Genomic DNA, 16055 nt, shown 5'->3' with positions numbered 1-16055 from the left:
ATTAGAAATAGCCTTCATTCAGAAGGCCATTCTATGTTCACTTACCTATTCGAATAATGACTCTTCCACATCCCCGTTCGCTCAATCTGTTTCTGCATCCGATCAACAGACACTGGCACATCGAGAAACAATCCATTAAGAAAATGAATGCCAGAAGATGTTTTTGTGACGCTTCTTGCCCAACGAATATGTTGGAACATGACCCATACACAATTCAGGTTTTCAGGTGACTCTGAAGGCAGTGCGAAGATGTTCCAATATGGGTTTAGCACCACCGGCGTTGATTGAACATAATTGAGGTGATATACGGTTGCTTGGCGTCTTCCTTCATACGTACTCCCTCCCTGCAAGCAGGCATCTTCAATTAATTGGATTGGAGACTTTTCTGTTAGGTAAATACCGTTTTCTTCATACACTCTCGTTCCATACTCCACCGTCTTTGCTGCTCTTAGTGCAAGTGTCTTGGGATTGATTTCGTAGTCCGGATATACGTCTTCTTGACTATCCATATATTCTTTCCTCCTAAGTACATTATTTTGTTTTTATTTCTTGGTCATTCATGTAACTTTTAGCGCTTTTCACTATGAACCGAACACGTTATACTAAAAATAAGTTAGTTTCTCGACTAACGAGATGCCTCTGAATGGGTCTTCCCGGACTTATCATTCAGAGGCTTTTTCTTATTATTTCACACATTCTCCACCTCCTTCACATGTTGAAACCAGGAAGCAATAGAGTGAAGGGTGGACTTGTCCTTATCAATAAAATAATACTGCTCACGCCCTTTTCTACTTCCCTTGAACGTCTCCCAAATTGGGTTTTCTGGCTGCCAGTCAATCTGATGGAGCTTTTTCATCCTCATCGATATTTCTCTTTTTTGATCCTCCACTTTTTTTCCTTTTAGCCCTTCCACTGTATAGAAAGCTAACGCTTGCAACACAGCATAGCTTGCTAACATCGTCCTTCGGTAATTGCCAATCGTTTCACTGGAATGGAGGTAAAACAATTCTTTCAACCAGTGATTCATCACAATTAAAACATCCTCTTCTGAAACTGAAAATGACTGATTTTCCTTTACCTTTCCAGTAGGAATGCTCCCTGTGAGAAATATCATCGTCAACTGTCTTAGCTGAGATAAAGATAAGAAGTTCGAATTTGTTGGTTTCACAACCGCTTGCTTTTCCATCTCGATTCCCGCACGTTTTAAGTCAGGATTCCCGTGAAGCAATTCGTTTGTAATTTGGTTGACGCTATTTCTGGAATCATAGGCAATTCGTTTGGATAAAGCGACCTTTTTTCCTTTCGTATTAAAGTCAACGTACAGCTGATCACATTCTACTTGTGTTAATCCTTCAAACATTTGAACACTTAGATATGATGACTCTAAGAATCGATCCATTTGCAGAGCTTTTTTGACTTCCTGAGGTTGATCGCTTTTCATCCTTGTCTTTATTTCGTTGTACACCTGGTAAATAGCTTGTACTCGCTTTGACCCATCAATCATTTCATACCGGTCGCCTGTGATATTTACGGTAATCGCAGGAAAATAAACGGTTTCTTCTAATAAGTTATTTTCGAGATAATCCTTAATCGTTTTCACTCTTCCTTGTCGGTAATCTCTAAAGTTGATGAGGTTATGCTGAATTAATTCAATAAGATCTAGTACAGCGACATTTTCCATCCGCTGCGGTGCGATAATGCCGTTCAAATTCGAACCTCCTCTTCTGTTTTCATTAAGTGTAAAAAGTGTTGAGCAAGTTTTACAGTAGCGGTAGTGTGAGAGTAGTTTTTGATCTTTTTGGCGGAAGGATCGTAGTAATCACGAAAGAGGGGATCTTCGTGGCGCCATGTACAGTAGTGTGAAAGAGTCTGAAGCCGATCAATCGCTTCGAGGTGTGAGAGTTTTTCATTTTTCGTAAGTTGATAAACGGTATAAGCAAGGGCAACCTGGATACCAGCGAGACCACATACATAGGCCTGTCGATCATCCATTCGAACAGGAAAAAGCACCACCCACTTTTTAAAGAAAGCGCTCGCAATATCAGCCGCTTGATTAGGATTTAATCCCTGAAAGTACGGTAGACCTGTTTTGGCATTAACGTTACCTTCAAACATTGCCACCATACACCGCTTAATAATGGCAAGAGAGGTAATCGCTGAATTTTGAACGGTCAACCTGGAAAGTTTCATTTCAATATCAAGCGTATCGTGCAACTGATCAGCTACAGTGCGAGCAATTCTCGTGTATTCGTCTCGCTGATCAAACTGCATCACGAGACCAGCATGAGCATCCGATCGCTCTGTATTCATATCCGTAAACAGCTGCCTTTCTTCTTTCTGATTGAGATCCAAGAAAATCTGCATCGAGATGGGATAATTCTCAAGGAACTCAATTGAACTTCTTAATTGTTCAATCTTAGGGTCATTTGGTGTAAACTCTTCGCTATGCTCAACTAAGGAACTAAGATAGCTCATTGCAGAAATCAAAGCCCTCATGCGATGTTGTCCATCGCAAATGTATAACTTACTTCCTGGTACAAGTTCAAACCCTTCTCCATTATGGCTCTTATGTAGCTGCCCTCTCGCAGAGAACACAAATGCCCCAAAGTAAAACGGCTGATCTTTATCTAGGCAATCAATAATAAAATCCCGAATCATCTTACGCTTTCGGATATCAAGCTCCCGCTGGACTCTTCCATCAATGTCGAAAAGAGACTTCAACATGCGCAGAGGCATTTGGCAGGAGAGCGTGGCCTTTCCGAATTGAGATGTCACTTCTCCTTTTAATGTCGTTACTATACTCCTATAATCCAATTTATTTCCACCTCCTGAATTGATTATAGTGAATTGTTAGATATTTGCAAATAGTTTTTTGAGTTTAAAAATATTTTGTTGTGATTGATGGGGTTCGGAGTTAGAATCGTTCTTTGGTGCTTGCTTTTGAGGAATTCTAATGTATAATATTTAGGTTTCTCAGAATAATAAAAACAGCCCTAGTAACCTAATCAAGATTAGTCCTAGGGCTTGAATACAAGTTATTTAAACATTTTAGTTAGCCTACTGAAGAATAGATTTATCACCCTACTCCTAAAGCCTTAAAAACAGCATCAATCGGGTCCGAATAAAACATGGGTTGTACTTTTATTAAAAGGTCTGGAGGAACAGTTTGTAAATCTACTACAGATGAAGCTGGTATTAAAACTCGTTTAGCACCCGAATCCACACACACTTGCAGTACGTTTGCGAGATTATTTACTTTATTTATAGTACCACCTACTGTCATGTTACCCAATACAACCAAACTTTCTTGTACAGGCTTCTCCATTGCACCTGAACATAATCCAATTAGTTCTGCTATGGCCATTTGATTAGTTAAACCAATTCCATTTAAATCGGTAGCATGCATTAAATAGTCTTTGTTTTTCACACTAATTGTTCCGCTTATGCTCTTGCTATTAGAGGTGAAATATCTATAAGCCGTATCCAAACTTTCTTTAACATCTCTATTAGAGCCGACTCCTGACTTTTCAAACTTACCTGATCCAGAAACAACCTGGTTTTCGAGTTTGAATACACCTATCATATCGGATTCGCCATAACCTACAGTGTAAACATGGCCTGGTTTCCCAAGTCCTTCTGGTATTAATTTACCTCCACCTTGTTCTGGTACAGATACATATTCCTCTTCCAAGGAATCTTTTTGTATGTAGGAGAACATGACATCATAAAACTCCATGCCACCAATCTTTTTGAGCTGTTCTTTTACTCTTCGACGGCCTTCTAGAGCATACTGCAGGATCTCTTCAATATCTTCTTTTGTGTATTCGTCATGTGGATATAGTAGCTTAACTAATCCTGATACCGTTTTTCTTACACCTATCACATCTCGTTGATTCAGATTGTTTCCTAACTTGAAAAAACGATCGATTGAATCTCCAAAGGATCGCTTTCTCATCTCCCTGAAATACTCTGCCATATAATCTACGATAAAACCGTACTTATCAGTAAAAAAGTCAGGTCTCATCTTTGGAATTTCCCATCCTGGAAGATAGTAATGCATCCGATCAAAGAAAGCAGAGTCGTTTGACATTTCTTCAGGAAAAGGAGCGAAGAGATGGGATGTTTTAATTAATGAGTCCACACTTTGATTTATATTTCCTACAAACACCATTGAGGCAGAAGCTGTTTTCTCTTCTTTTCCTCTTGAAAAGGACCCAGAAGCCATAAAGTCCTTCATAATTTGAATACCATCTTTATCTTTAAACCTAATACCTGCTACTTCATCAAAAGCCACCGTATCCCACATACCAACTAAACCGACTTGTCGGGAAGACATGTTATAAAATAAGTTGGCGACAGTAGTTTGACCTCCTGACACCAATACAGAGTTGGGTGAAATCTCTTTATACACATGGGATTTACCTGTACCTCTTGGACCTAATTCACACATGTTATAGTTGTTTTCTACCAATGGTACAAGCCGAAGTAACAAATGCCATTTTACTCGATCATCTAATTGTGTTGGCTCCATACCAGTAGAACGGATTAATACATCAATCCATTCTTCTTTGGTAAACTGTTTTCGCCCATCAAATATTTCATTTACATCCATATTAGGCATCTGAATCGGCTTCAGATTACTTATGCTGAATGGATTCATATCACGTTGTTCTTCATCATAATAATAGTCCATCTTTAACATGCACCATATTCCACCCGCTAATAGCTTATCGTACTCTTTAATATAGTTAGAAGAAATCGGTACTCCTTTTAATCCAAGATTCGAAAATTCAGCTTCATAATAATCTTTTTTAGCATTCAGTTTAACAGTGATTTTATCAATGATCGAATACTGCCCGACTTCACGTATACGAGATTTTATTTTTTCTGCCTCGTCAGGTCTAACAAAGTTTTCAGAAAGGATCTTCTTCACTCGCTTGACCCCTTCTTGAATACTTTCTTCATCATCAGTAGCAGCATACATTCCAAGAAGGTATTCAAGTACATAAACAGGGACATTAGCTCCCTCTTTTATCAGCTTAGTTAAATCCTTTCTGACCACTCTTCCTGCAAACACTTCATTCAGTTTTTGATCTAGCGATATTGCATCTGACAATCCTTCATTTCCCATCGGCTTCACCCCTTTTCTTAAAAGTCGAATTCATTACTAATTCCTAAGCTGATGGTGAATGCAATGCGTTCTAAAACAATTCCCGTTTCCATGTCCTTCACTATTAAATAATACGTCTTATTTTTATCATAGTCCTGCGTTTTAAGAACAAACCGTAATTTAAACATACGCTCTTCTGGTTTACCAGTAGCTTTATCCGCAATAACGACTTCTTCATTTGATATCTTTTGTTCTTGATTATCTACCATGAAAATATTAGCCGTTCTTGGCGTCATCTTCCCTTCGACTTTTTCAGTCTGGAAGAAATTAAGATGGAAGATGCTGTTTGTCAGTTTACGTGAAGTATTAGTAAGCTTAATATCTACTTGTTGTGTTTCTCTACTTCGGGATTGACCTTTTCTCGCATTTTTAAACGTAATAAGAGGTACAACCACTTCCTGTAAACTGGCTCCACCATGTACAAAATTAACTCCCTGACCTTTCATTTTAAAACGGATTGTTGATTTTGGTACATAGCATTCTTGTTGGTTCGATATAATGCCTTTAAGCGGTATCCTTAACAAGCCATCCACAGTCTCTTTATCTTCAGATAATATATAGCGACGTTTCATTTCATTAATCGTGAAATCAACCTTTTCGATTTTATCGCTTTCTTCAAGAGGATTTCTCTGATAAATGAAGCCATGATCTGCAGTGATGAAAATATTCGTACCGCTCAGTTCATCCCGAATGATTTTTACAATCTTATATATTTCTTCAATCGCTTTATCTACAGCATTAAATGTATTTTTTTCGGTTGATGCATGATCGCCTGTAGCATCAATCGCGTTATGGTAAATATAACTTACTTTCTTCCCTTTAAAATATTCTCTCCGATCATTCTTACTCATAGTATCTAATTCAGTAAAGCTGATGGCAGTGCTTTCTTCAAGAGCATTCTGTAAAATTTTTTTTCGATCAGAAGTTCCTTGTGATGCTTTACCGTCAACCATTACATTTTGGTTTAAATCTAACTCTAATGTACGATGTGGCAATAAAGAAGCCATTCCCAATTTTGTTACAGAGGGTAGGACACTTAACATAGTTTCGACTTGACTACTTCCCCTGGTTTCTGTATCTAAATATTCTGCAACTTCTACCCCTATATCATATCGAAGTGCATCAGATATGATCACGAAGACTCTCTCTCCATTTTTTACTATTGGAGACACATTGTGCTGATAGAAATTTTGTTGTTTTGATACGCCATCTATTGCCCATTCATCTTCTATCTCTTCCGAAATGGAACTTGACCAATGGTTGTTCAATTCGCTCATATACCAATTTGTGTACACATATTCGGCCATTCTTTGAAGTTCATCCATGTATTCGCTTGTTTCAGCTTCATCGAATGCATTATAGAATTTTCGATAATAGGCATCCATTTTGTAATACCGATCAAGATAAGACTTATGCATATCCTTCATTGATTGTTTCGGAATACCTAATGGATATTGTTTTTTAAATCCAAACATTTCTACAGTGTTGAACAACGCCTCATAAATAGCCTTGTTTTCTCTATAAAAGTGTTTGGCACGACGTAAACGAATAAGGCTTTTGTATTCATCATAATCTTCAAGTTGAGCTTTAATCCCATTGAAAATATATTGGATGATTGCTTGATCCAAGTAAGGAAAGATGTCTGTCTTTTTAAACTCATCAATTTTCATTTGTTGGACGATGTCTTTGATATTAATGTCGCTCTCAATATCTCGAACATATTGATCATATCTATTGGCATCTTCTGCATGATACATCCATCGATCAATAAAAATAAGAGAGTTTGTTTTATTGTGAGAAGCAATGTAATCTTTCACATTAACTAAATATTCCTCATTTACCGTTTGACTAAGAGCTGTCACAGAAAGATGTGTCATCAGCTTTTTCAAGGATGGATGAATTTGTTCAAAGCCATAGTATTTGTTGACATACTTCCAAAATGAATTGATATCGAAGAATTTATCCATTTCAATGATGAATTTATTTTCTGTATCATGCATTGTATCCATCAGTACCGCTTTCATGACATCATCAAAAGATGGACTTTTCACATTGCATAGTACACTCATAAGAGCGACTTCAAAGGTTTCTTCTGTAAATTTTGAGATGCCAAATGTTTTCAACTTACTTATGCGTTTACTACTATTAAAGAACTTCTTATACTTCTTCACTAAAGCTCTCAAAGAAGAATCTATACCAATTTCTTTCATGATAATGGATACTTTGTCCGCATAGAAACTCTGTGAATAGAGGTACGTATCCATTAGCCAGTTATTCTCTGAAGAGAGGTCTTCAGTCGTGTAAATCAAGAAGTTTGATCGTGTGTCTTCTTCTTCCAATAAATACTTGGTATAAAAGCTATTATTTTGGTTTAATTTTTGTACTTTTACATCAGAAATTTGCATTTCATCTATCACATCAGTAAACTCTTGGTCTTTATCCATCCAAAAGACAATTCTTCTATTTTGATGATCTTCAAGAGGGTGTTCATATGTTTTTTGAAGTGTCAGTATTATTTCATTAATTTCCATAGATATGCCACCTTATTAAGTCCTGCTATGTACAAGGATATACCAGGTTTAACTGATATATCCTTCATCTTGTTATTATTCAACTATTTCTTAGCCAGTAGACCTTTGAACTTTTCATAATTAACTTCCACACCATCGTTTAATTCTATCTCGATTTGCTGATCCGCCAAATGATGAAGCACTTCATCATAGGTTTTCAGTTCTTCAATTTTCTTTTCCACCAAGTTCAAATCCTTTTTTGCTTGAGTAATTTCTTGTGAAGTGGAGTCACCTTCAATAGTATTTATTAAGGTCTCTCTTTCTACATTCAATCGTGTTTGTAAAGTATGCAAATAATCAGTACGTACTCTTCCCAAAGTTGTTGAATCGTATCTGTGTATATAGATTAAACAATTAAAAGCTTTATGTTTTCCCGAAGAAAGCAACCAATAAATTGGTGCTTTTCTTCCACGCGAGCTAAATATACTCATATGATCCTTATAAAAGTCATTCATAAAATAACGTCTCATGGTTTCTAAAGCTGTTTCATTTTTCTTTTTACCTAAATTAGATGCAATAAAGGTAATATTTCTTTCTAAAGAGTCTTTTCCAAATGATATGCTAAGAAAATCAACAAAGCGTGATACTATATCATCTTCGAAAAAGGAGTCTGATATTATAGGCAATATATTATCTTTATCAACCTTAAATGCGTTATATTTTTCTATATTAAATTCTCCACCGGCAAATACAACACCCTCTGTATCTAATGAAAAACGGCCCAATATGATTCCCACTGCATAGGAGATAAAGTGTCTGATATCTTTTTGTAAATCAGGTGCTACAAGAGTAATATCATTATTAGAAACTTTTGGGGAAAAATCTTTTTCTAAGTTATATATATCTATAAATATTTGGTTCAACTCTTCTTCGTTTGCTTTTAGTTTTTCAAAATCCTTGTCTTTTTCGTACACCCATTGTTGGTAGGCATCTTCTATTACATTTGTATGTGATTTGAACTTCATAATAGGATTTATTCTAAAGTCAAAAGAAGTTTCTAACTCATCCCAGTCTTTTTTTGCAATACTATAGCATTCTTTTGCCAAAGCGATAATTCTGCTTTTCTTTTCTTTATCACTCGTTAAAATAAATGGAATATACTTTACATCATTCACCTGAGTGTTGGGAGTAGGATTAAATAGATTAATTATCGTTGATGATATTTTAGTATTTAGAAGAGCCAAGATATAATAAAGTAGGTCTCTTTCTTCTACATGTAGTGTAGGGCCACCTTTATCATAAATCGCTTCATCAACTAACCTAACTGTAAACCCTCGTAACGAAACTCCGCTGTAAGTAATCCCTTCTTTATGCCAGTATTTTTCGTCTAATAAATTTGACGTTGAATTACCTTTATAAAATTTTCTTGCCTCCTTTGACCAGTCAACAACAAGTTCTATATTCCCAAACCATTTTCGATAGCTACCACCTTTAACATAAAGGCTCCACCTATTGGTAATAATATCCGACCTTTTTACTTCCCATATATTCCTCAAATATTTTTTATTATTTCCGGTAATATTTTGCGAGCCAGAAATATCTATTACATCATTAAGTATTTTGTTATTAGTAAATAACTTTCTAAATTCATTTGAAATCCAATAAGCTATTCTTCTCCCAGGTATATCTTTAAATATTTTATCAATAACTGAATATCTATATTCTACAGTTGGATTTTCGACTGCTTCTAATACTTTGTTTTTTTGAATATGAACACCTTTAAATTCATGTAACCTAATATATTCACCAGGTACATTATCTACTTTATAATTTCTTAAAGTGAAGGTACAGACAGGTACTGCCGCAGTTTCAAAAGCGTTAGGTTCCAACTGAATTAGTGAACTTAACGTTGTTTTTCTTAGAGTTTCAATTCTTAATGTTTCATAATTCTTAATAAACATCCAAGCATATGGCGTTACTAAACCTATTTGACCATCACTCTTTGTAACCCCCTGCACATATTTCATAAAAACACTAAACAAGTCTGTACCATAATTCGGATAATATAAATCAATAAATTCCTTAAGTTTAGGATGAAGGAATTTATACCCAATATACGGAGGGTTAGTTATAGTAACATCATATTTTTTAACAAGTAGATCAGCTTGCTTTATTAATTTGGGTAGTATGTTCAATACTTCATTTCTAATTTCTTCCTTAAATAGATCTACAACGGGATTGTCGTTTATACTTTTCAATTGTTTAATTAGTAAATCTCTATCATAATTTTCAATATGAACTAAAGACCCAATCGTTTTAGCATGCTTAAATTGATAGATGAATTTTTTGGTGTACTCAAATAATTCTCCCTCTTCTTCACCTACCAAATATACAATTTTTTCATCATCGAAGGTATTGGTTTCTTGCATTGATGTAAAATTTAGATTTAAGTGCTTTCTCTTTATACTTCTTAAGAAACGTCTATTATATTTCATTGCCTTCATCACTATTGAAAAACTTGCAAGTTGATAAGCACGATCATCTATATCTAATCCATATAAATTATTTTCAATAATAAGTCTTGGAATCTCTTTCTCCAAATATCCTGATTTACTATATATTTCATAGAGTACATCAAACATATACACAAGTATGTGTCCACTTCCCATTGCAGGATCAAAGCACTTAATATCTTCAACTTTTAACTCATTATTTAAATACGGTAAGAGATGATCTTCAAAATTCATATTTTGATTTTCCAAATAATATTGCCATTGATTTATTAGATCTTTTTGATTTGGATGGTTTTCCACCCAATATCTACCCAGTGAATTTTGAACCATATATTGTACTATCCAATCAGGAGTAAACAGCTGAGTAGCAAAGGGAATTTCTTCAGTTTTATATCGTTTTTTTGCCTTTATTACACGGTCTTTTTCCTCAGCAATGTAATACTGGTATAGCCAACCTATAACTTCTACCTCTTCCCAATCTTCTTCGGGTATGATTGATATATCTATCATTTGCTTTAGGAAAGTACCTTTAGATAATAACCCTTCTGGAAATAATATCTCAGTATAATTATCTATTCTTTCAAACATGAAAGGCATATAATCATACAGATCATTACATTGCTTGATAATTAGATATTGAAATAGCTTATCATTTTCGTTTTTAACTTTTCTTTCATATACCCATTCTTTATCAATATCAAAGTCTAACGACATAGCTTCTTTGATAATATCAGGAATGGGATCTTCCGGATTAGATGAAGATAATACTCTTATATTGGAAGGTAAGTATTCGTTTACTTCCATGAACCTTAATGCTGTAAAACGGTTAAACCACGTGTATGCTACTTCCTCCATAACTTGGTTAAAGCCTTTTTGTTCTACCCTTTTTATTAAGTTAATCCTTTGAGATTTTTCCTCACTTGAAAGTTGTCTGCCGTCAATAAAGACGGCATCCGAACTTTCTACACCTGTTTTTTTTACCTTTTCTTCTGTGATACCAATTTTCATAGCCTTTGCTTTCACCTTATCAAGAAGCTCTCTTCGTGCATTTGTAGCAAACGTGCGTAACGCAGTTTTATTCATCTTAAGGCCCCCACTTTATCAATCAATAAACTCAATGTTATTTTCTCTGATTAGTTGTTTTAACTCATTAGTTAATGAATTCACATACCTATCAACATCAGCCTCTGAGGTTAACTTGGAGACATTAACCAAGTCCTTAATTCTTATTTTCTTTGTAGATGGTTTATGAGGTACTGATGCTGTCCTTTCGCCACCAATATCGTCTTCATTATCCATTTCTTTTTTCTTTATAATATCTTCAGCTATTATTCGTTCGAAACGATCTTTAAAAGTGTTACTTTGAGTGATGACTGCATCCACTTTATATATATTGACAAATCTATCAATGCTATCTAAGAGGTCATCAAACGTGCGCTTTATTTTTAATATGGTTTCCTCAGTAACTCCATCAGAATTAGTGTTAAGCAACAAGTTATCATAGGTAAGCTGTACTTCCTCTTTTGCTCTTGCTTTTTTCTTGGAAAGCACATTTTTTATGTCCTCGTCAATCTTATGTGCAAGTTCAGGTATATCTTTAATTTGTTTATAAGGAATAGGATCATTAACAATTGACCTTAACTGTTGAACCGTTTCTTGGGTGCTATCATCATCAAGATAAGATTCATTTTCTTCATATTTTAATAATGAGTCCAAACCTTGATCAAAAAGTGTCTTCTGATTTCCAAAAAAACTTTTAACCAAAGTGACATCTTCTTCCCAATCCAATAATTTGTCTTCCATCTTATTTATTTTAGTGAAGAAAGATGCATTATCCATTTGATTAGTAAATTGCTCAAAGTATTCGAGCCCTTTATCCAATAAACTTTCCCCTGGATACTTCCTACCCTCATATCGGTTTTTATAAGTGTGAATTTTCTTCTTCTGATCATCTATTAAACGTTTGATTTCATTCACCAAACCATCTTCATCATCTGGTAAATCCGTCTTGTTAAATACATTCTTTGCAATATTCCGAGATTTTCTCAATAAAACATCATCGACTTTAACTCGCTTAGTGATAATGGCTCTGTCTACATCTGTTGACTTAATTAATGCACTTAAAATATTTTTACTTTCAGGCTCAACATATGAACCGTTATAAGTAATACGTATAAATTGGTCTTTAAGTAATGTAGCTATCAAGCCAGCCGTATCATATTCACGCCAACCATAAGGCTTAGCATTGAAATGATCTAACAAGATCTTGGTACGTACCTGTCGACTGAACTCATGTTGTAAATTAATGAATTCTTTCATTTCTTGAAGTGCCAATTCATTTGACTCTACTTCAACATCTAAAGTCATTTGTTCTTCACTACTTCGAGCAATAGCTAATAGCTCATTATCATTTTCTACATGGGATTTGATATGCTCTAGTTTTGTATAGACGCTTTCGACTAAATGATTCATACCCCCAACAATCTTTTCTTTAACTGTAGAACCTTTTACATTTACTTGCTCTCCATTGATAAAGAATTGACCTGACCTGATTGCATCTGAAATCAATTCTTTTACTCTTCTCTTCCTTTGAGTAGCTTCAACACGTTTATTATTCAAGATAGTCTGCATATTATCAGGCATCTGCTGAATACTCTTTTGTTTACGGTATTCCTCGATTTTCAGAGCTTCTTCCATTTCTTCTACATATCCCTCATTACCTTGAAGACGGATCCAAAGCTCGTTATTTCCATAGGTCTGCGTATATAGCTCTTGATCGGATAATGGATAATTGTCGGATAAAGGTGAAATGAAGTTAATACCTAGTGATGCTGTTTGATTACCATAATTTTTCTCATCCATTTTCCGATTGAAGTTGAATGAATATTTATTTTTGTATTTGAATTTCCGATCATCGAAAATGTCCTGGTAGATGTAGTTAGCGATCTCACGCTTTACAATTTCTTCTTCAACCTTGGTTGCTTTAATATCTCGATTAATATCTTGTTCATCATCAGTAAGGAAGATATAAACTTCCCCATTTTTTTGAATTAAGTTTTGAGATACCAGTTTTCGTAACGCAACTTTGATTCGTTCTTTAAGGTTAAGTTTATCTTCATCTATTTTTGTTACCATTAAGGTTGCAATGTTGTCCAAATTAGCTGGCAAGTCATCAATATACTTGATCATAAATAACACTTTAAGAACTTCCATGTTGAAGTCATTATCCTTCAAACCTGGATTTTCATAAGCTCCTTCAATAACCCTCGCAACTGACGGAGTTAAAAATTCACGAATCGTCTCATAAAAAGCATGTAATGGTATTAGAGTTCCCTCTTCAAACGTTTTAAATTGTAGAGCTGACTCTTGGAAAGCAGAAAGCATTGAACGCTCCCCCTCTGATAAGTGCTTTCCAGACGATCCATGTTTACGCACTTGCTCAAATACTTTTTGAAGCAATTTAAAATGGTAAGGCACAAATGGATACACGTCAGCAAACTCATTAGCATCATCATAACCACGTAAATCCGCCGTGCTTTCTTTAAAAGAAATAAGATTTTTCAGTTTCGCATTGTTGCTGTCTTCAAGATAAATTTGTTTCAGCTTCAGATTAACAAAGTTTTTCTTCGCTAAGATACGTTTTTTAATCACTTCATCAACGGAAATGGAGGATAAAGAAAGCCTCGTATCAAAGCGACCCTGGATACGTGAAAAGTCATCTCCCTTTACTTTCATCAAGCTGTCAATGCTTTCCTGAGCTGTTACAATGATCCATACCTTCCCATTACAATACGTTCCTATGTCTTCTGTGAGCGTTTGAAGGTTCAACATCAATTGACGACTGTCGCCTATGTACTGACCTATTTCATCTACGAGAAACACCAAATGGAAATTGTCACCTTTTTGTTCTGTGTATTCCTTTACGTCCTTGGCAAACTTTTCAATACTTATTTCATAGTTATTCACACCATTTTCGAACCAATTGCGAGCGGATTCCTCCGACATAGCCGTTGCTTTTTTCAAAGCACCAACCACATAGTCTGCATCAAAATAAAAAGTGTTTCTTCGATCTACCCACTCTTCTTCAGCTAACTTTTTAAATTCTCTTTTGAAGTCATTATAAATTCCTTTTTGATCCAGGTATTTTTCCATCTCTGCCACACCAGGTATATCTCCATAATATCCCCTATGTTCATAGAATACCTTCATGAACACTTTCAAAATGGCATCTTCTTTCGATTTTCCATCAAGCGAACTTTTAGAATCAATATTAAAAAGAATAACTTCTGTATCCACATTTGCCGTACGCTTCATATTAGCTAACACCATAGGATCTTGAATCTTATTCTCGAAGTAGTCTAAAGCTCTTTTTCCTTTCACTTCTTTGTTTTCAAGAAGATAGGAGAGTATTTTCAGATAATGGGATTTACCAGATCCAAAGAAACCTGAAATCCACGCTCCCATCTTATCTGTATAACCATCAATTCCATCTTGATATTTATCGTAAAACTTGGAGAAGTGCTTTTGTAGCTCTTTTGTTACTACATACTCCTCCAATTCCTGATAGATATTATCCTCATCCGTTTGAGCTACTTTAATGACTCCTTTTAAAGGTCTATCTATCTTCTTTTCAAACATTTCACGAATCTCCATGTTAAAATCCCCCCTATTACTATTCCACTAATCGGAAAGCCCGATAATAGTTATCGTCTTTAAACTTCCCGAATAACTGCAATGATGCTCCATCATACTCCCCTGGGAAAAACAAAATAACTGGTGTTTTATCCAATATTTCCTGCAAATTATTCAAAATATTATGTGAGCGTACAAATGGGTAAACTTTACCTACCCCTGTGATTAGCAATACATTATGATCTTCCATTTGCTCATCAATTTTATTCAAAAATATATCCGGCTTTGTAAAATTTCTCATAGCTTTAAATAAGGCATCTTTCCCTTGTCTTTCTTCCATTTGTAGGACTCGTTCAAAGATCCCCTTTTCTTTTGCAATTTCAATCATCATTTCGTATAGGTCAAACTCTATGACTTTTCGGTTTGAATTCTCATGACTAAATTCTTTTTTGATATGTAGAATATAATCTCGTACTACTAGTTCATGTTCTGGTTCATAATCAAAAACATAAAAACTTATTTCATTCCCTAACCCTTTTCCTTCGATGAACTTCTCCTCTTTAATTTTAGGTAAGATCTTGTCCAATCTTCTATAAATATTGCTCATTTTAATACCTCATCATCTCCCATTGCTTTTAGAAAAGCAATGTCTCCTATATTTCTCATGTGCTCATGCAAGTTTTCTGCTAAGAGAAGTTGGCCAATCGACCCTTTTTTCTTATCAATTAAAATTCCGGATTCGAATAATATCTTGAAATATACTTGTCTTAATTTGTTAAAAGTACTTTCAGTCCATCCAGCTATCTTTGAATCCTGCTCAGCTTTTGATGTAAAAAATAAATTAATGTCTTTTTTATCAATTATATAGTCGTTAGTTTCTAACTTCTCCCTTATTATTTCATCCATAAACTCAAAAAAGAGCTTGTCTGTTTTCATAATCGCATATAAGTTAATGGCCTTTCCAGTTTCCAGAGGTTCCTGAAGTACCATCTCTCTTAAAGAATTGTCCAAAACATAAACTCTTTTTAATATCGTAGGAGCTATCCTCTTTATACTTGAAGGATGCCTATATTGGAAAACATTTTCTTCAACAATCTTTTTCATAATTTCAGTGTTATTCAAACCCTTACGGTCAAGTGTAATTACTTGCTTTAATTCATAAAATAAGAAGTATACTCGTGTTAGGTTAGCACTGTATTCTATTTCTCTTTCCATGCGTAGCGTTACACC

Annotated in this window: 9 protein-coding genes; all 9 read right to left on the bottom strand. The window is 34.9% G+C overall.

What is annotated here, in order from left to right:
* Nucleotides 1–41 precede the first annotated feature (41 nt).
* On the bottom strand, nucleotides 42–509 hold the full coding sequence (locus tag AC0VYV_RS06515; protein ID WP_475374635.1) for a competence protein ComK: 468 nt from the start codon (nucleotides 507–509) through the stop codon (nucleotides 42–44).
* Between the two features lie 179 nt (nucleotides 510–688).
* The gene (locus AC0VYV_RS06510) at nucleotides 689–1708 is read right to left on the bottom strand and encodes a DNA sulfur modification protein DndB (RefSeq protein ID WP_475374634.1); all 1020 of its coding nucleotides are present in this window, start codon (nucleotides 1706–1708) and stop codon (nucleotides 689–691) included.
* On the bottom strand, nucleotides 1705–2814 hold the full coding sequence (locus AC0VYV_RS06505; protein WP_475374633.1) for a DNA sulfur modification protein DndB: 1110 nt from the start codon (nucleotides 2812–2814) through the stop codon (nucleotides 1705–1707). Before AC0VYV_RS06505 ends, AC0VYV_RS06510 begins: the two co-directional genes overlap by 4 nt.
* 262 nt (nucleotides 2815–3076) lie before the next feature.
* Nucleotides 3077–5131, bottom strand: a complete 2055-nt coding sequence (gene brxL / locus AC0VYV_RS06500) for a protease Lon-related BREX system protein BrxL (RefSeq protein ID WP_475374632.1) — start codon at nucleotides 5129–5131, stop codon at nucleotides 3077–3079.
* Between the two features lie 17 nt (nucleotides 5132–5148).
* Nucleotides 5149–7701, bottom strand: coding sequence for a BREX-1 system phosphatase PglZ type A (gene pglZ, locus AC0VYV_RS06495; RefSeq protein WP_475374631.1), 2553 nt, complete (start codon nucleotides 7699–7701; stop codon nucleotides 5149–5151).
* An 83-nt stretch (nucleotides 7702–7784) separates the two neighbouring features.
* Complete coding sequence (gene pglX, locus AC0VYV_RS06490; RefSeq protein ID WP_475374630.1) at nucleotides 7785–11276, bottom strand: BREX-1 system adenine-specific DNA-methyltransferase PglX; 3492 nt, start codon at nucleotides 11274–11276, stop codon at nucleotides 7785–7787.
* An 18-nt stretch (nucleotides 11277–11294) separates the two neighbouring features.
* A complete protein-coding gene (gene brxC, locus AC0VYV_RS06485; RefSeq protein WP_475374629.1) occupies nucleotides 11295–14846 on the bottom strand; it encodes a BREX system P-loop protein BrxC in 3552 nt (1183 codons plus the stop codon).
* 19 nt (nucleotides 14847–14865) lie between these two features.
* Complete coding sequence (locus AC0VYV_RS06480) at nucleotides 14866–15432, bottom strand: DUF1788 domain-containing protein (RefSeq protein ID WP_475374628.1); 567 nt, start codon at nucleotides 15430–15432, stop codon at nucleotides 14866–14868.
* Complete coding sequence (locus tag AC0VYV_RS06475) at nucleotides 15429–16040, bottom strand: DUF1819 family protein (RefSeq protein WP_475374627.1); 612 nt, start codon at nucleotides 16038–16040, stop codon at nucleotides 15429–15431. The genes AC0VYV_RS06480 and AC0VYV_RS06475 overlap by 4 nt, the downstream gene beginning before the upstream one ends.
* Between the last annotated feature and the right edge of the window lie 15 nt (nucleotides 16041–16055).

This window comes from Anaerobacillus sp. QJM3NY_17 (genome assembly GCF_056173665.1).
This window is presented reverse-complemented; position numbering and strand designations above follow the sequence as displayed.

What these genes read in the sequence shown, in the direction of transcription:
- AC0VYV_RS06515 (WP_475374635.1), bottom strand. Translation starts at nt 509, where the DNA reads ATGGATAGTCAAGAAGACGTATATCCGGACTACGAAATCAATCCCAAG.
- pglX (WP_475374630.1), bottom strand. Translation starts at nt 11,276, where the DNA reads ATGAATAAAACTGCGTTACGCACGTTTGCTACAAATGCACGAAGAGAG.
- brxL (WP_475374632.1), bottom strand. Translation starts at nt 5,131, where the DNA reads ATGGGAAATGAAGGATTGTCAGATGCAATATCGCTAGATCAAAAACTG.
- pglZ (WP_475374631.1), bottom strand. Translation starts at nt 7,701, where the DNA reads ATGGAAATTAATGAAATAATACTGACACTTCAAAAAACATATGAACAC.
- AC0VYV_RS06480 (WP_475374628.1), bottom strand. Translation starts at nt 15,432, where the DNA reads ATGAGCAATATTTATAGAAGATTGGACAAGATCTTACCTAAAATTAAA.
- AC0VYV_RS06475 (WP_475374627.1), bottom strand. Translation starts at nt 16,040, where the DNA reads ATGGAAAGAGAAATAGAATACAGTGCTAACCTAACACGAGTATACTTC.
- brxC (WP_475374629.1), bottom strand. Translation starts at nt 14,846, where the DNA reads ATGGAGATTCGTGAAATGTTTGAAAAGAAGATAGATAGACCTTTAAAA.